Raw genomic sequence first — 16327 nt, 5'->3', positions numbered from 1 at the left:
GACGGATTGCTCGGGCACCCGCCGTAACACCGGCCGTATCTCCCGCGCAAGGACCACCCTGCGTGCGGAACTGGTCCTGCCGGTGCGAACCGGACGGCCACGGAAAGTACTCGACTGTCCACAGGCTGTGCACCACAGTGCGAGATGCCGGATCGGCCCGGTGTGACCGCAGGACGTACCCCGCCCCCATCCCGCGATCGAGCAGAACGGGACATTCCGTGACAGTCGATCCGCCCGACCCGCAATGGGAGAAAGTCGCCTCCCGCATTCCCGGAAACAACTTCCCACTCTGGCCCGTAATTTGAAATGTCCGCAGACCTCGGGTGAAGGTATTCGTGCCGACTCCGCCGGGGTCGCTATCACGAATCTTCGGCCGTACCTAACCGCGCCTTCGGGTGCACTGTGTCCATGCCCGCAGCGATCCATGCCCGGGCGATACCCGATGCCGCGAGAAAGGAGGGTCGTCATGGGCTGCCATGAGCTGCGTCACAACCAGCCTTCTCCTCGCATTGCGGTGGATCTCGTCGTCTCTCGACGTCTCTCACCGCCTCCGGCATCGCGTCGGACAGGGGCTCGACAAGCCTGCTGGCGTGGGGTTTTGTGGGTGTCAGATCCCGGCAGGCGGGACGGGAGGCACCAGGTTTCCCGCCTGGCGGAATCCATCCGGGAAGGTAGCGGCACTCCGCTTGGTGCGGCCGTGATCTGCGTCTAGAAAGAGATCAGGCGCACTCGCCCGGCTTTAGCGAAAACACGACCGTTGCACAGCTTATTCGGCATGCCCGAAAACAGGAGTCGCACATGAATACAGAAAGCGCCCGGCCGGCCAGGGCACCCCCGCCCGTGGGCCTTCCTCCGCCGCATTACCCGGTGGGACCACCGATGGTCTCGCCGCCCCTGATGGGGCCGCTGTCCTTGCGGCTCCTCATCTCGTCAACACCCTGGAGTTTCACCATGGCTCGTATCACCATCCGCCCCGACCTGACCGGCATGACCCACATGGTCGCCGTGCCGCCGATGCCGAAGCTGACCGACGTGGCAACTGGTCAGGTCGCCACCGACCGCGAGAGCGGCGAGACCCTGTTCACGGTCCAGCTTCTGGAGACCTACGAGGCGACGGCGCAGATCGTCAAGGTCACCGTTCCGGAGAGCGGCTGCACCGATCTGGCGGCCGGTGCCGTTGTGCGCCCGGTCGGCCTGACGGCCTCCCCGTGGGCGAACCTCTTCAACGGTCAGGTCCAGTCGGGCGTGGCCTACCGTGCCGCCTCCCTGACCCCGGTGACCGCCGGTGCTGCGGCCCCGGCTGCCCCGGCGAAGCCCGCGTCCAAGGCGGCGTGAGAGCTCAACTCCCCTGCCGGGCTGGGCCCGTGGACTCTCCCGTCTGCGGGTCCGGCCCCGGCCCTGTCCGGCCTTCCTCTTCTGTCCTCCGATCGCCTTTGGATGTGACCCGATGAACGACACCGTTTCGATCCCCTACGCCGATACGCCGTTGCCCGCGCCGATGGTGTACGCCATGGCCCTGACGGGCCTGGTGGTCCTGGTCATGCTGATCTCGACCCTGGTGCGCTACCTGCGGGCGGACCCGCTCACCCGCTGCTCGATACGGCAGGCGTCCCGTATCCGGCGTGGCTGGCCGCGCCTGGCCCGAACGCTTGGCCTGGTGGCCACCGACCGCACTCCGACCCTGCTCCAGACCCTGTCGACCTCGGGGAGCAACGGGGGCAGGCCGGAGCCGCGCATCCTGATCCCCGAGGTGCGGACCAAGCCCGACCGCTACGGCGTGGTCGTCTCCATGAAGACCGTGCCGAAGGTCGGCCTGGAGGAGGTGCAGAAGCACGCTTCGCACCTGGCGGACGCCTGGGGCTGCACCCGCGTCTCGGTCACCCCGGCCAAGCCCGGGCACCTCACCATCCGCGCCGTGCGGGACGAACCGCTGCTCGTCCCCTACGACCTGACCCCCTCGGGCAAGCCCCCAGCGGACCTGTCGGTGTGGGATCTGGGCATCGACGAATACGCGCTCGCCTCGACGCTGCGCATGTCGAACGTGCCGGGGGTGTGCGTGGCCGGCCTGCCCGGCTTCGGCAAGACCAGCCTGATCAACGGCCTGATCTGCCAGCTCGCCCCCTCCGACGCCGTTCAGATCGCGGTCGCGGACGGCAAGGTCTCCCACGCCCATGAGGGCGACTACGCGGACGTCACGGACCGCCTGTTCGCGTTCGTCGGAGACGACCTGGAGGCCGCCAACAAGCTGTTCACGCGCCTGGTGGAACTGCGCCGCGCCCGCTCCTCCTCCATCCGCCGCGTGCTGGGCTCACCGAACATGTGGGCCAAGGGCCCGTCCAAGGCGTGGCCGCTGGTGGTCCTGGTGATCGATGAAGCGCACACCTACTTCCGCGACTACAAGGGCTCCGACCCCGCCACGAAGAAGTTCGCGGCGCTCTCGGCGGACAACGCCCGGCTGGTCGAGGACCTGGTGAAGAAGGGCCGCAGCGTCGGCATGGTCGTCATCGTCGCCACCCAGAAGGCCACCGGCGACGCCATCCCCACCTTCATCCGCGACGTGTGCCCCGTCTCGCTGTCCTTCGCGCAGAAGACCACCGAGGCCGCGGTGGCAGCCCTGGGCGAGGACATCCGCAACTGGCCGGACGCCAACCCGGTGGGCATGCAGGACTCGGGCTTCGTCGGCGTGGCGACCATGGCCAGTCAGGGCCGCGAAGGGTTCACCCGCATCCGCATCCCCTACGTGAACCCGGACGACACCGCCCGCATCGCCCGCTCATCCGCCCGCCACACCGCAGACCCCACCACCCTCCTGGCCGCTCTCGACCCCCACCCGCTGACCCTCGTCAAGACCGACTAGCACACCCGCACCACCGTGCCGTCTGCGCAAGCGCACCATCACGACACGGAGAACTGCACCACCGCACCACAGCAGTACCACGGGTGGCGTTCCAACTCGCTGACGAATTACGCCAGTTGACGAGTCCACCCGACCACGGGCCGATGTGCCCGAACCTCTCACCCCACCGCCTCGCGCCGACCGCGCGAACACCCTCGCCCGGTCGGCGCGACGGCACCCCCATGCCGAAAACCGCAGTGCTGAGCTGCCCGGAAGGACAGACCCCCGATGACCGACACCCCCGACCTGCGCCACATCACCTCACCGGCCGTCCGGGACCTGCTCACCCTCGCCGCCCGGGACGACTTCGACCGCATCCAGTCCCGAGTGGAGCGCCTGGCCGGATGCACCCGCCCCATCCAGCTCCAAGGCACCGTGACGGCCTTCTCCACGCAGACGGGCCTGCCGGTGCGCCACTACAGCACCGCCACCGAACCGCTGGGCCACATCCTCACCGCGTGCGGCAACCGGCGCGCCACCCGATGCCCGGCCTGCTCGCGCACCTACGCCGCCGACACCTACCAGCTCATCCGGGCGGGGCTGTCCGGCGGTAAGGGCACCCCCGAACAGGTCCGCACCCACCCGCGCCTGTTCGTCACCCTCACCGCCCCGTCCTTCGGCCGCGTCCACAACCGGCCCACCACCGCCACCGGCAAGCCGTACGCCTGCCGCTGCGGCGCCCACCACCCCGAGGGCCACCCCGCCCTGGGCACCGCCCTGGACCCCAGCGCCTACGACTACAACGGCGCGGTCCTGTTCAACGCCCACGCCGGTGCCCTGTGGGCGCGCTTCACCACCTACCTGCGCCGCGCGGTCGCCCGCTCGGCCGGCCTGAGCGTCAAGCAACTCGCCGCCCACGCCCGGGTGTCGTTCGCGAAGGTGGCGGAGTACCAGAAACGCGGCCTGGTCCACTTCCACGCGATCATCCGCCTCGACGGCCCGGAAGGCTCCACCGCCGAGCCTCCGGCCTGGGCAAGCGCCCAGCTCCTCACCGAGGCGGTGAAGGAAGCCGCGGGGGTCTCCGTCACGGTCGTCAGCGACGCCATCGGGGAGCGCCGTCTGACCTGGGGCCCGCAGCTCGACATTCGCGAGATCACCCGCCCCGACACCGACGACACCGCCCCGCTCACGGACGCGGCCGTTGCCGGGTACATCGCCAAGTACGCCACCAAGGGCGCGGAAGGCACCGGCACCGTCGACCGGCCCCTGTACTGCACCCCGTGCAAGGGACGCGGACACGGCACCGCCCCCGACGGCACCACCCGCCCCTGCGCCGCGTGCGACGCCACCGGCCTGGCGGAAGGGATCAACGATCTCGACCTGGCCGAGCACGCCCGGCACATGATCCGCGCCTGCTGGCAGCTCGGAGCCCTGACCGAGTTCGCCCACCTCAAACTCACCCGCTGGGCGCACATGCTCGGCTTCCGGGGCCACTTCTCCACCAAGTCCCGCCGCTACTCCACCACCCTGGGCGCGCTGCGCGGAGCCCGCCGAACCTGGCAGAGCGAACAGGCCCGGATGCGCGACGGCGTGGAAGCCCTCGACCCGGACACCACCCTCCTCGTCTCCCACTGGCGCTACCTCGCCTCCGGCTACAGCCCCGGCGAGGAACTCCTCGCCGAGACCGAACGCCACAACCGGCAGACCACCCAACGGCTCAAGCGGGAAGGGGACCTGACATGACCGGTGCTGTCGCTGCCTGCCTGACGGGTGCGGGTCTCGCTGCCGGTCCGGTCGGGTCTGTGGCCTCCTCGGCGGCTGTCGCGGGGCGGTTCCACTCTGGCCGCCGTGTCGGCAACTGCCCGGAGTCGCTGGCGACCTGGCGGGTGTGCGGGACCTCAGGCGAGATGACCTCGGCCGTGGCTGGCCTGCTCGGCGGCGTACCGCAGACCACCGGTGACGGAACGGAGGTGGTCACCTCCTCGGCGTCGGTGCGCGTGGTCCTGGCCGGCGCGCCCGCCGTGGCCACGGAACTGCGACTGTGGGGGACCAAGGGCCTGGAGCACCACTGCGACGGCGTGCTGTTCCTCTCCCCTGCTTCGCGGCGTGGGACCCCGTGCGGCTGCCCTGCCTCGCCTGCCGGGCGCGCCGAGCTGGCCCGGTCCCTGCGGGCCCCACAGCCGGACACCACGGTGACCTTCCGCCTGGCGGACGCCTACGGCTTGGGGGAGTTCGTGTTCAGCTCGCCGTCCCAACTTCTCGCGGACGACACACCCGGCATCCGGGAGCGCCTTGGCGAGATCGGCGGCGAGACCCTGGCGGAACTGGCCATCGAGCTGGTGACGGTCGCCCTGGGCGGCGTGGAGGTCTCGTTCCGAAAGACCACGCTGACGGTCATCGGACCGTGGGGCTAGCGAGTCCCGAACAACGACGCAGGCCCCGGACACATCCTGTCCGGGGCCTGCTGCCGTTGCGGCCTGCTGCTACTGGTCGTCTTGCGGCTTGGTGGCGAACTGGATCGTCACGCGGCCCTCGACCGGCTCGCGTCCGCCGCGCACCTTGGACTTGTAGACCGTGATCCGGTCCACGAACAGCATCACGAACTCCCTACGGTCGGCCAGCGGGGCGCTGTGCCACCACGACCCCTCCCCGATGGGGTCCGCCCCCGGGTCCGTGGGCAGCCACTCCGCGATCGGGACCACGGGAGTGGCGAACTCCTCCAGGACGGTCAGGCGTGCCTCTGCGGCCTCCAGCAGGCTCAGCAGCGCGCTTTCCTCGGTGACGAACCTCCGTCGGCCGATGTCGCCCCTGAAGCCGCCCGCCTTGCGGTCGTCGTACAGCTCCTCCAGAGCACGTACGGCGTCGGCCCGGTCCGCCACCAGGGTCGCCCGTTCCCGTGAACGCTCCGGGGACTCGTGGGCGACACCGAACCTGCGGGCGGCTTCCGCGAGGACGGCCAGCGCGTCTAGGTCGTGCTCGGCCTTGCGGAGTACGGCGAAGATGCTCCGCGCCACGTGCCCGTCCAGCGCGGCCTGGCTGATCGTGCACTCCCCGGCGTGCTGTCCCGGCAGGATCTTGCGGCGGCGGCACCGGTAGGAGCGTTTGAACGCCTTGGCGCTGTCGGCGTGGGAGGTCTTCACCGACCCGCACTCGCAGAACAGGCGGCTCATAGCGGACAGGAGCGCTTCCCCGCGTGAGAGGCCCTTCCCGCGTCCCCGGCTGTCGAGCCACTGTTGCAGCTCGTACCACTCCTCCGGCGGGATGATCGGCTCGTAGAGGCGGATGGGCTCCATCGTCACGGGGTCACGCAGGATGCGGTAGCTCTCCACTGTGCCGGTGACCGTGCCGTCCTCCTTGACCTTGTAGACGGGCACGGCGGCGAAACCCGCGATCCGAGGGTCTCGGAGGATGCGCACGACCGTCTTCGTGTCCCACGCGCTGTCCTTCGTCTTCTTGCCGTAGGTCGCGCCACGGGTCGGGACGGGGCTGGGCCCGTTGTTCATGCCGTTCACGATCCCGCCGAGCGAGCCCGGGTGGTGGCGCTGGCGGGGGTCGTAGGGCTCGTGCATGTGCTTCTTGATCGTCGTCCACCAGCGCCTGATGACGCCCGGCTCCTGCTTGGTGTGCACCAGCAACTGGATGACGATCGGCTTGTTGTCCGCCGTGAACCGCGTCTCCGCGCACAGCTCGAACCCGTACGGCGCTTTGCCACCGAGGTACCCGCCGAGTCCAGCGGCGGTGGCCTTGGCACCGCTGACGGCCTCGCTCTTGTTCTTGCTCTCGTTGTGGGACTGGTCGAGCCGCATGAACATGTGGATCAGGTCCACCAGGTTGCCCTTGCGGAACTCGCCCTCGGTGACGCTGACGATGGTCACACCGAGGTTCAGCAGCTCCACCACGATCGGAATCGCATCAAGTGGGTCAAGTCGGGACAACCGGCTGATGTAGTAGACAATCAACAGGTTGATCCGGCCAGCACGGCAGTCCTGCAAGAGCTTCTCGAAGTCCGGGCGCTCAACGCCGGTGAACGCCGAGATGCCGAGATCCTCGTAGTAGGTGATCGACGCAGCGTCACGCTTGCGGGCCGCCTCGAAGCCCTTCTCACGCTGGGTCGTGGTGGACGCCTCGCTCGCGTTCTCCCGGGCGTCGGACTGACGACCGTAGACGGCGGCGTGCACATCCATGCCGGATATGACTGATGGTGCGGACATACGTCTGAATGGTACTGGTCCCTTAACTGACATAACTCAAGGGCACCCCGTGGCACCCGCACCGCGGCTTCGAGACCGTCACCTACCTGATCGACGGCGAGTTCATCCACAAGGACTCGCACGGCGGCGGCGGCCACCTCGGCGGCGGCGACACCCAGTGGATGACGGCCGGCTCGGGCATCCTGCACATCGAGACCCCGCCGGAGTCGCTGGTGCTGACCGGCGGCCTGTTCCACGGCATCCAGCTCTGGGTGAACCTGCCGGCCGCGGACAAGATGACCCAGCCCCGGTACCAGGACATCCACGGCGGCCACGTCAAGCTGCTCACCACGCCGGACGGCGGCGCGGTCCTCCGCCTGATCGCGGGTCAGCTGGACGGCCACGAGGGCCCGGGCATCACCCACACCCCGATCACCCTGCTGCACGCCACCGTCACGCCCGGCGCGGAGCTCACCCTGCCCTGGCGGCAGGACTACAACGCGCTGGCCTACGTGCTCAACGGCGACGGGACGATCGGCGCCGAGCGCCGGCCGATCCGCACCGGCCAGTCGGCGGTCTTCGGCGAGGGCGACACCCTCACCATCGCGGCCGACGCCAAGCAGGACTCCCGGCACCCCAACCTGGACGTGATCATCCTGGGCGGGCAGCCGATCCGGGAGCCGGTCGCGCACTACGGGCCGTTCGTGATGAACAGCCACCGCGAGCTGGAGCAGGCCATGCGGGACTTCCAGTCGGGCGCCTTCGGGCAGCCGACGGACTGACCCGCCGTCGGGCCGGAGGCCGGGTCCCCGTGCGGGGGTCCGGCCTCCGGCGTTCCGTCGGCGTTCCGTCGGCGTTCCGTCAGATCCGGGCGTAGAGGGCGGAGGCGTCGTCGTGGGCCTTGCCCCGGGGCCAGCGGCGGCAGTGCGCGTCGGTCCGCTCGGTGGCGCGGACCTGGGCGATCAGTTCGGCCGGGCCCTGTTCGGCGAGCAGGTGGACGGCGTCGGACCAGCTGCCGAGGCCGAAGCGCTCCGTCCAGCGGGAGGCCCCGTCACTGAGGGCGGCGACGGCCCGCAGGGCGGTCAGCCGGACGAAGCCGGTCTCGGCGTGGCCGGCCGCGCGCGGGGAGGCGGCGGCGATCCACGGGCCGTGCCCGGTGTTGCGGGCCGCCCGGACGGCGAGGGCGTAGCGCAGGTGGAGGTCCGCCCGTTCGGCCGAACCGGGGACGGTGGACCAGATCTGACGCCGCAGCAGCTCACCGGCGGGGAAGCGCTGGTTGTCCCCGATCACCCGGGGCGGGCCGTCCTTGAGGTCCAGCACCAGCATCGAGTCGCCGAGCACCAGGTACTCCAGCGAACTGCCGTGCAGCCGGGCCGCCACCACCATGGCGGCCGGGGTGTTGGGGTGGGCCAGGTCGCAGCGGCCGCCGTGCAGCGCGGCCGTCTCGACGATGGCGTCGGCCAGGCACTCGGCGATCGAGCGGTCGGCCCGGTCGGTGAGTCTGGCCAGGAGGTGGACGCCGAGGCGCCGGACGTACCAAGGGGTGCCGTGCCGGCAGCCGGACTCGAAGTCCTCCGGACTGCTCGACCCGTCCAGCAGTACCAGTGCCTCCGGGCTGGCGGCGGCGAAGTCCTCGCTCTCCCGGCCCGGCTTCTGCGGTTCGCCCGCGAGCTCTACCTGCATCCCGACAGTGTGGCGGCGGAGCGCGCGAGCGGACAGGGTGCCGACGGGATAGCGTCGTGAATGTCCTGTTCTGTCACCTTTTCAGGAGCCTCACGTGATGGTGCTGCAGTTCTTCGTCCTGCTGATCGCCGCGATCGGCTTCCCGACGCTCGCCCTGCTCTACCTGATCGGCGGCCCGGAGTACCGGGACCGGCCGCACTGAACCGCCACCGGGCCCGGCGGGGAAATGGCCAGCCGGACGGCCCCGGGCGTGACAGGGTGACCCCGTAACACCGGTACCGGTTCCTGGAGGTCACACATGAGCGCCACCCCCGATCCCGTCGAGCCGACGGCGAGCGAGGAGCCCGTCGCCGAGCCCGACGACCAGAAGGCGAAGTTCCTCGCCGCGCTCGCCCGCAAGCAGGGCGCCAAGGGCGGCAACGGTGGCGGCCAGGGCGGGGAGTCGAAGATCCACGGCACCCACGCGGCGGCCGGCGGCAAGCGGAACTTCCGTCGCAAGAGCGGCGGCTGACGGCCCCTCGGCGCCGTCCGGGCGGTCCTCCCCCAGGGGAGGGCCGCCCTTCGCGTCTCAGCGGGCGGGGGTGGGGACGGGGAACGGTTCGGCGAGGAAGCCGAGCACGTTGTCGAGCACGGCCGGCTCGGTGAGCACCCGCTTGTGGCCGAGCCCACGGGTGGTCAGCAGGCGTGCGCTGTACGGCTCGTACGCCGCGTGGAGCGGGCCGGACTCGGCGTACGGGATCACGCGGTCGTCCTCGTCGTGCACCAGGAGGACGGGCAGGGCGAGCTCCTCCGGGCGGTGCACCGGGCTGAGGCCCGGATACTCCAGGCCGGGCGGGAGCACAGCGGCGATCCGGCGGCGCAGTTCGGGGACCGCCCAGCCGCCGAGACCGAGGCCGGCGGCGAAGGCGCGCGGGAAGAAGTCGAAGTCCCCCGGGCCGGCGATCGCCACCAGGCGCCCGGCCTTGGCGGTGTCGCGCAGCGCCAGCACGGCGGCCGGGACCGCGAGGGAGTGGGCGACCACCGCCTCGAACGGGCCGTGGCGGTCGTGCAGCTGACGGATCGCCTCGCGGTAGTCGAGGATCGTCACCGTCCGGCCGGCCGACTCGCCGTGGCCGGGGGCGTCGAAGGAGACCACGGTGAGGCCGAGTGCGCGCAGCCGGGGTATCAGGGCGGCGTAGCGGGAGGCGCGGGACTGCCAGCCGTGCAGCAGCAGCACCGGGCGCGCACCGTCGCCCCAGCGGTAGGTGGTGACGGCGGTGCCGTGCACCTCGATGCGCTCGACCGCGGCGGCGGCGTGCAGCTCGCGCTCCTCGGGGCGCAGACGGCTGCGGTGCACCGGGCGGAGGAAGAGGGCGAAGGCGGCGTGGCCGGCCAGGCGGGGCGCGAGGGCCGCCGTGGCGTTGAGGGTGGTGCGGATCAGGGCGACGGACAGGTCCATGGGCGCTCCCCGGTCGGGCCGCGGCATGGGTGTGCGGCCTCTCTGGGGAAATATATTAGCACGACCGTTCGTGCAGTTTTTGGAGAGTGGACGGCGGACGGTGAACGGTGCGGGTGGAGACGGGCGGGGACGGGCGGGGGTCAGGAGGCGAAGGCGGTGAGGGTCCGGTCGATGACGGCCGCGGCGCGGTCGAAGCGGGCCGGTTCGTCGAGGAGCAGGCTCTGCGCGTTGGCGGTCTCCATCGCGGCGACCAGGAGGAAGGCGAGCTGCTCGGGCTCGGCGGCCGGGGTCAGTTCGCCGGCGGCGCGGGCGGCGCGGACGAGGTCGATCAGGAGGCCCTCCCAGTCGCGGGCGGCCTCGGCCAGGGCGTCCCGGATCGGGCCGGGCTGGGTGTTGAACTCCGCCGAGACCGACTGGAAGAAGCAGCCGCCCGGGAAGACCCGGTCGCGGGCGTAGCCGACCCAGCTCGCGCACAGGGCACGCAGCTTCGACAGGCCCGGGGCCTCCTGCTCGTGCGGGGCGATCACGACGTCGTAGAAGATCCGGCGGGCGGCCCGGACGGTGGAGAGCTGGAGCTCCTCCTTCGACCCGAAGGCGGCGAACACCCCGCTCTTGCTCAGCCCCAGGTCGGTGGCCAGGCGCCCGATCGACAGCGCCCCCAGCCCCTCGACCGAGGCCACCTCGACGGCCCGGCCGAGCACCGCGCGACGGGTCTCGTTGCCCCGCTGCACCCGTCCGTCGGTGGCTGTTCCGGCCACTGCTCCCACCTCACTCCGCATCCGGCCCTCCAGGGTAGGGCCTGCGCGGCGCACGCAGGTGGTGATGCCGGGGGCGCAGGGAAACGGCAGCACGTGCAACTGGCTCGCCTGCCCCGACCTCACGCTGGGCCGCCTTCCGACTCGCGCAGTTCCCCGCGCCCCGGGGTGACCACCTACGTTCCTCACGCCCCGGGGTGACCACCTATGTTCCTCGCGCCCTTGGGGTGACCACCTACGTTGCCCAGTCTCCGGCCCAGGTGAGGAGGCGTTCGTCGTGGTGGGCCGGGGCGATGAGTTGGAGGCCCAGGGGGAGGGCGTCGGGCGGGGTGGTGGGGAGGGTGAGGGCGGGCCAGCCCAGGGCGCTCCAGGGGGTGGACATGACGGGGTCGCCGGTGGACTCCAGACCGGACGGGGCCGCGCCGGTGGCGGCGGGGGTGGCCCAGACGTCGATGCCCTCGGTCGCGGTGAGTGCGGTGAGGTCGCGGCGGTGGCGGGTGAGGTCGCGCTGGGCGGCGGCGTACTCCGCGGTGGTGATCTCCTGCCCGTGCCGGATGGCCGCCGCCGTCTCGGGGCGGTAGAGGCGGCCGAAGCGGGGGAACAACTCCTCGTGCACCCGCGCCAGTTCGTACCGGGTGACCACCTCCACGGCCTCGACCACGGCCTCCAGGCCACCCGCCGGGGTCAGCCGACGGACCGTCAGCCCCAGCTCCCCGAGGACCGTTTCGAAGACCGCCAGCGCGGCCGGATCGACCGGGGCCAGGTAGGGCTCGGGGACGCCGAGCACCGGCGCGGGCAGCTCGCCGGCCACCGGCGTCCAGCCGTCGCAGAGCAGCGCCGCCGCGCGTGCCGCGCCCGCGACGCCGGAGGCCAGGACGCCGATGGTGTCGAGGCTCGGGGCGCAGGCGATCATCCCGTCCGGGGGGATCCGGCCGTACGTGGGGCGGAAGCCGACGACGCCGCAGTAGGCGGCCGGGCGGATCACCGAGCCGAGGGTCTGGGTGCCGAGGGCGAGCGGCACCAGCCCGGCCGCGACCGCCGCCGCCGAGCCGCTGCTGGAGCCGCCCGGGGTGCGCGTCGGGTCGTGCGGGTTGCGGGTCGGGCCGGGGGCGCCGAGGGCGAACTCGGCGGTGACGGTCTTGCCCGCCACCAGGGCTCCCGCCCGCCGCAGCCGCCGTACCGCCGTCGCCTCCGGCCCGGCGAGCACGCCCGGCGGCAGGGCGGAGCCGGCGTGGGTCGGGAGTCCGTCCACGTGCAGGACGTCCTTCACCCCGACCGGCACCCCGTACAGCGGCGGGCGGTCGGGGCGGTCGGGGCGGTGCGCCAGGGTGCGGGCCTCGGCGGCGAGCCGGGCGTAGCGACCGGGCTCCGGGGTGAAGGTCCGCAGCAGCGGGTCGAGCCGGTCGATCCGGGCGCACAGCTCCTCGACCACGCCTTCCGGGTCCGCCCCTTCGCCCTCGGGGCCCACGTCCATCGGGTCCACGCCTGCCGGGTGCACGCCTGCCGGGTCCACGGGCGCGGCGGGCTAGGGCTGCTCGGTGTAGGTGTGTTCGCTGGGCAGGTACGGCACCTCGCGGAGGAAGAGGGCTCCGCAGGTGTGGCAGTTGAGGTCGGGCTGTTCCGACCACCGGGTCGGCTCCCGGGTCTCCGCCGCGCTCTCCAGCTCGTGGCCGCACATCGCGGTGGAGGCGCCCACCGTGGTGATGTGCCAGCTCTTCACGCCACCGGACTGACCGTCAGGGCCGTACTCGGCCCGCATCTGGTGCTCCATGCCCCAAGGCTGCGCCGCCCGCCCGCGACCGGCAATTCCTGAGCGCCCGTCAGGACGGCCGACCCGGTGCCCGGCCGCCGGGCGCCCCGGCCCCAGACTGGTACCCGTCACCGGACGACCGACCACGGAGGATCCCGCATGAGCGCCACGCTCCGCACCGACCGCACCGCGATCCGGCTCCGGCCGGTCGAGGCGCCCGCCGTGCGGCTCTTCCTCTTCCACCACGCCGGTGGCTCGCACCTGTTCTTCCGGGAGTGGTGCGAGCTCTTCCCGGCCGACTGGGACGTCGTGCTGACGGAGGCGCCCGGGCGCGGCTTCAGCGGCAGCGAGGCGCCGTTGACCGAGCTGGGTGCGCTGGCCGAGCGCTTCCGGGCGGACCTGCGCGGCCTGCTGACCGGGCCGTACGCCTTCTTCGGGCACAGCATGGGCGGACTGGTCGCCACCGAACTCGCCCGGCGGATACGGACCGCCGGGGAGCCGGGGCCGCGCTGGCTCGGCCTCTCGGCCTGGGCGGCCGACCGGGCCCGGCCCGCCGATGCGGCGGAGCCGCGCTACCTGCGCTCCGACGACGCGCTGCGGGAGCTGCTGGTCGGGATGGGCGGCACCCCCGCCGAGGTGCTGGCCGTGCCGGAGCTGTGGAACATGTTCTCCCCCGCGATCCGGAGCGACTTCCAGCTGGTGGACACCGCGCCGGCGGAGCTGCGCGCGCCGCTGACCGAGCTGCCGCAGTCGCTCTTCGCCGGGCAGGAGGACCCCGTGACGCCCGCCCCCGCCGTGGCGGAGCTGGCCGGGCGGCTGCCGCACCTCACCGGCCTGCACCTCCACCCCGGGGGCCACTTCTACCTGCGCGAGCACCGTGAGGTGATCGCCCGTCAGATCGTGGCCGACCTCGGCGGTGTGCTCCGGCAGGACGCCTCCTGACGCCTCACGGCCGCAGGCCCGCCAGCTCCTCGTGCAGCCCGCGCACCGCGTCCACGGCGGACCGCAGCGTCGACGGGTCGACCGAGAGCCCGGTCAGGGCCGCCTCCGTGCGGGGCCGGTAATCGGCGGGGGTGCGGGGCATCCCCGCCGCCTCCGCGAGGGCGCCCTTCTCGTTCAGCAGGAAGCGGCCGTTGAGGGCGAAGACCACCTGGTTGAGGCAGGCCACCGCGCGGTGCAGCAGGCCGGTGACCTGGTGCAGGTCGCCCCGGCGGGCCGGGGAGAGTGCCCCGTCCAGGGAGAAGCCCGCCTCCCAGCCGAACCGGGCCACCACGGCCTCGGCCAGCGCCGGCGGGTACGGGTCGACCAGGGCGCGCAGGGCGGCCAGCCGGCCCTCGGGGTCGCGCAGCGGCAGGTTGTGCCGCACCTCGCCGGCGTAGACGGTCGAGACGAAGCCGTGCGGGTGGCCCGGCTGGTAGTCGACGGTGAAGCGTCCGGCCGCCGCCTCCCGGACCACCCGCTCCACCCGGGCGTGGTCGCGCAGCAGGACGTCGGTCTTCAGCCCGTCCGCGGTGAGCCAGACGCCGCCGTTGATCCACGGCCCCCACTCGCCGTACCCGCCGTGCCCGGCCGGTGCGCCCCCGTCGTCCAGCTCCGCGGCCGCCGCCAGCACCTGCCCGAACTCCGGCGCGGCGTCCGGGTCGTAGTACAGCCCGATGTCCAGGTCCGAGTCCGGCCGGGCCGCGCCCCGGGCCCGCGAGCCGCCCAGCACCACCCCCGTCACCCCGGGCAGCCGGGCCAGCCGCTCCCCGATCCGGGCGAGCGTGGCGGCGGGTTCGGGCAGCTGCGGGTTCGTCATCCGGCGAGCCTACGGCCGGGCTGACGGCAGGTCAGCCGGGTTTCCTTCCGGGACGGTGCTCAGGAGGCGGCGCGGAGGAGGGCGTCGTCCTGCCACTTGAGGACCTTGTCGAAGCTGACGATGGCGCCGCGGAGGGGGTGGTTGCGGAGCTGGACGTGGTCGGTGAGGGCGTGGATGAGGAAGAGGCCGCGGCCGCTCTCGGCGGAGAGGTCGGGGAGGGCCTCGAGGTCGACCGGGCGGGCGGAGGTGGGGCGGCCGGCCGGGAGGACGTGGGTGTCGTAGGGGGCGGGGCGGCCGTCGCCGCGGGGGCGGTGGGTGGTGAGGGCGGGGGCCGGGAGGGTGGCGCGGCCGCGGCGGGTGCGACAGCGGGTGCGGGGGCGCGCCGGGGAGGGGGCGGCGGCGCGGCGGACGGCGGGCAGCGGCGGGGTGCGGACGGGGACGGTGGCCGGGGGCAGGCCGGGGCCGGAGTCGGTGACCTCGATGCGCAGGGTGTCGCCGGAGATGGAGGCCGTCACCTGGAAGCCCTCGTCGGGGCGGGCGGTGGTGGCGTGCTCGACGGCGTTGGCGCAGGCCTCGGTGAGGGCGATGCCCAGGTCGAAGGCGATCTGGGGGTCGACCCCGGCGGAGTCCATGGCGCCCAGCAGGATGCGGCGGGCGAGCGGCACGCTGGCCGGGTCGCGCTTGAGGTGCAGAGTCCACCAGATGTCCACGGGAGGTCCCTCCTGGCTGCGGCTCCACATACAACTAGGTATCTCCGGCACATTCGCGGGTGAACCGTGCACGGGCCCCGGGACCGCCCGTTCGGCGGATGGACTGGTGCAGCGGGGTGTGCCGGGCAGCGCGTTGCACGGCGCGCACGCCGGGGCCGAACGGGGCAATGTGATGTATTTTCCGCCCCTCCCCGGGGGCCGCTTGTAGGCGGTGAGAGGATGGCTCAGCCATGACCAGCCATCAGCCCGCCCCGCCGCCGGGAGCCGCCACCGGGAGCCGCCGTGCTCCGCAGGCCGCTCCCGTCGCCGCGTGGGACCTGCGGCTGGCCCGGGCCGTGCCGTTCGCGCTGGTCTGCACCGTGATCGCGGCCGCCGGGCACACCCTGGTCGGCAGCGGCGAGGTGGCACTGCCCGCGCTGGTGCTCGGCTTCGTGCTGGTCTGCGCGGTGGCCGCCGCGCTCGGCGGCCGGGAGCGTTCGCTCGGCTCGATCGCCGGGGCGCTGGGCGCCGGGCAGTTGGGGCTGCACCTGCTCTTCCACTCGGCCTGCGGCGGGTTCGCCGGGGTGGCGATGACCGGCATGGCCGGGATGCACCACGGCGGGCTGACGCTGCCTCAGGTGGCGGGGCGGCTGGTCTGCAACGAGACCGGGCTCCCGCTGGCCGGGGACCCGGCGCAGCTGGTCCGGGCCGCCGGGCTGGACCCGACGGCCTACCCGCTGACCACCGCCGCTCCGGACCAGGGCTTCCTCGGGATGACCGTCCCGATGCTGCTGGGCCACCTGGCCGCCGCCGTGGTGGCCGGCTGGTGGCTGCGCCGGGGGGAGGCCGCGCTCTGGCGGCTGCTCCGGCTGACCGCGCGGGCGGCACAGGAGTGCGCCGCCCCGCTCCGCACGGTGCTGGCCCTGGTGCTGGCGCTGCTGCTCGGCCCGCTGCCCGCGCCGCGCGCCCTGCGCGCGCCCCGGGCGGGCGACTGGCGGCTGCCCGCCGCCGTCTCGCTGCGGCACAGCCTGCTGAGGCGCGGGCCTCCCGGGTACGGGTTCGCGCGCTGACCCAGGGCCTCCGGGCCCCGTACGGCGTGCGAAGAGTACTGACCCCTGGTCAGATCCCACGTCCCGTACCCCTGCGGGCCCGCGCGCCGCCGACCACGGCCGGCGCGGCAGCCCGCCG

At 72.9% G+C, this 16327-nt stretch carries 15 protein-coding genes and 1 pseudogene; 8 read left to right on the top strand and 8 right to left on the bottom strand.

All coding sequences use genetic code 11. The features are described from left to right. The first annotated feature begins 951 nt into the window (after positions 1-951). The 4 genes from ABD946_RS40010 (at position 952) to ABD946_RS39995 (ending at position 5250) form a co-directional block, all read left to right on the top strand. Positions 952-1335 (top strand): SCO3933 family regulatory protein, encoded by a 384-nt coding sequence (locus tag ABD946_RS40010; protein WP_345290634.1) that lies wholly within the window; start codon positions 952-954, stop codon positions 1333-1335. A 112-nt stretch (positions 1336-1447) separates the two neighbouring features. Beyond that, a complete protein-coding gene (locus ABD946_RS40005; protein ID WP_345290633.1) occupies positions 1448-2857 on the top strand; it encodes a cell division protein FtsK in 1410 nt (469 codons plus the stop codon). Between the two features lie 267 nt (positions 2858-3124). After that, positions 3125-4579 (top strand): replication initiator, encoded by a 1455-nt coding sequence (locus ABD946_RS40000; protein WP_345290632.1) that lies wholly within the window; start codon positions 3125-3127, stop codon positions 4577-4579. Further along, positions 4576-5250: a recombination directionality factor gene (locus ABD946_RS39995; protein ID WP_380149507.1), complete on the top strand. Its 675-nt coding sequence runs from the start codon at positions 4576-4578 to the stop codon at positions 5248-5250. Before ABD946_RS40000 ends, ABD946_RS39995 begins: the two co-directional genes overlap by 4 nt. 69 nt (positions 5251-5319) lie before the next feature. Here ABD946_RS39995 and ABD946_RS39990 read toward each other — a convergent pair whose 3' ends face one another. Next, positions 5320-7020, bottom strand: a complete 1701-nt coding sequence (locus ABD946_RS39990; RefSeq protein ID WP_345290630.1) for a recombinase family protein — start codon at positions 7018-7020, stop codon at positions 5320-5322. Positions 7021-7085: 65 nt separating this feature from the next. Between ABD946_RS39990 and ABD946_RS39985 the strand changes: the two are divergent. Further along, positions 7086-7808 (top strand): annotated as a pseudogene (locus ABD946_RS39985) (pirin family protein); the annotation flags it as partial. Between the two features lie 79 nt (positions 7809-7887). On the opposite strand, the gene ABD946_RS39980 reads toward ABD946_RS39985, so the two are convergent. Then, positions 7888-8709 (bottom strand): integrase, encoded by an 822-nt coding sequence (locus ABD946_RS39980; RefSeq protein ID WP_345290629.1) that lies wholly within the window; start codon positions 8707-8709, stop codon positions 7888-7890. Between the two features lie 298 nt (positions 8710-9007). Here ABD946_RS39980 and ABD946_RS39975 point away from each other — a divergent pair, with 298 nt between their 5' ends. Continuing rightward, a complete protein-coding gene (locus ABD946_RS39975) occupies positions 9008-9220 on the top strand; it encodes a DUF5302 domain-containing protein (protein ID WP_345290628.1) in 213 nt (70 codons plus the stop codon). Between the two features lie 57 nt (positions 9221-9277). Here the strand turns inward: ABD946_RS39975 and ABD946_RS39970 are convergent, their stop codons facing one another. From ABD946_RS39970 to ABD946_RS39955, 4 genes are all read right to left on the bottom strand, one after another. Continuing rightward, entirely contained in the window at positions 9278-10147 is an 870-nt protein-coding gene (locus ABD946_RS39970) for an alpha/beta fold hydrolase (RefSeq protein ID WP_345290627.1), read from the bottom strand. Positions 10148-10287: 140 nt separating this feature from the next. After that, positions 10288-10905 (bottom strand): TetR/AcrR family transcriptional regulator, encoded by a 618-nt coding sequence (locus tag ABD946_RS39965; protein ID WP_345290626.1) that lies wholly within the window; start codon positions 10903-10905, stop codon positions 10288-10290. 232 nt (positions 10906-11137) lie between these two features. Then, positions 11138-12400 carry an amidase gene (locus ABD946_RS39960; RefSeq protein WP_345290625.1) on the bottom strand — a complete coding sequence of 421 codons (1263 nt, stop codon included), beginning with the start codon at positions 12398-12400 and terminating at the stop codon, positions 11138-11140. 27 nt (positions 12401-12427) lie between these two features. Further along, the gene (locus ABD946_RS39955) at positions 12428-12673 is read right to left on the bottom strand and encodes a hypothetical protein (RefSeq protein WP_345290624.1); all 246 of its coding nucleotides are present in this window, start codon (positions 12671-12673) and stop codon (positions 12428-12430) included. A gap of 138 nt (positions 12674-12811) precedes the next feature. Between ABD946_RS39955 and ABD946_RS39950 the strand changes: the two genes are divergently transcribed. Then, positions 12812-13594, top strand: a complete 783-nt coding sequence (locus ABD946_RS39950; RefSeq protein WP_345290623.1) for a thioesterase II family protein — start codon at positions 12812-12814, stop codon at positions 13592-13594. Positions 13595-13598: 4 nt separating this feature from the next. Here the strand turns inward: ABD946_RS39950 and ABD946_RS39945 are convergent, their stop codons facing one another. Then, positions 13599-14450 (bottom strand): nucleotidyltransferase domain-containing protein, encoded by an 852-nt coding sequence (locus ABD946_RS39945; RefSeq protein ID WP_345290622.1) that lies wholly within the window; start codon positions 14448-14450, stop codon positions 13599-13601. A 59-nt stretch (positions 14451-14509) separates the two neighbouring features. Beyond that, on the bottom strand, positions 14510-15160 hold the full coding sequence (locus ABD946_RS39940) for an ATP-binding protein (protein ID WP_345290621.1): 651 nt from the start codon (positions 15158-15160) through the stop codon (positions 14510-14512). Positions 15161-15390: 230 nt separating this feature from the next. Between ABD946_RS39940 and ABD946_RS39935 the strand changes: the two genes are divergently transcribed. Next, positions 15391-16209 carry a hypothetical protein gene (locus ABD946_RS39935; protein ID WP_345290620.1) on the top strand — a complete coding sequence of 273 codons (819 nt, stop codon included), beginning with the start codon at positions 15391-15393 and terminating at the stop codon, positions 16207-16209. Positions 16210-16327 lie beyond the last annotated feature (118 nt).

Origin of the sequence: Kitasatospora albolonga (assembly GCF_039535905.1) — a bacterium.
GTDB lineage: Bacteria > Actinomycetota > Actinomycetes > Streptomycetales > Streptomycetaceae > Kitasatospora > Kitasatospora albolonga.
The sequence above is the reverse complement of the archived record's forward strand: the minus strand, read 5'-3'. Positions and strand labels throughout refer to the sequence as shown.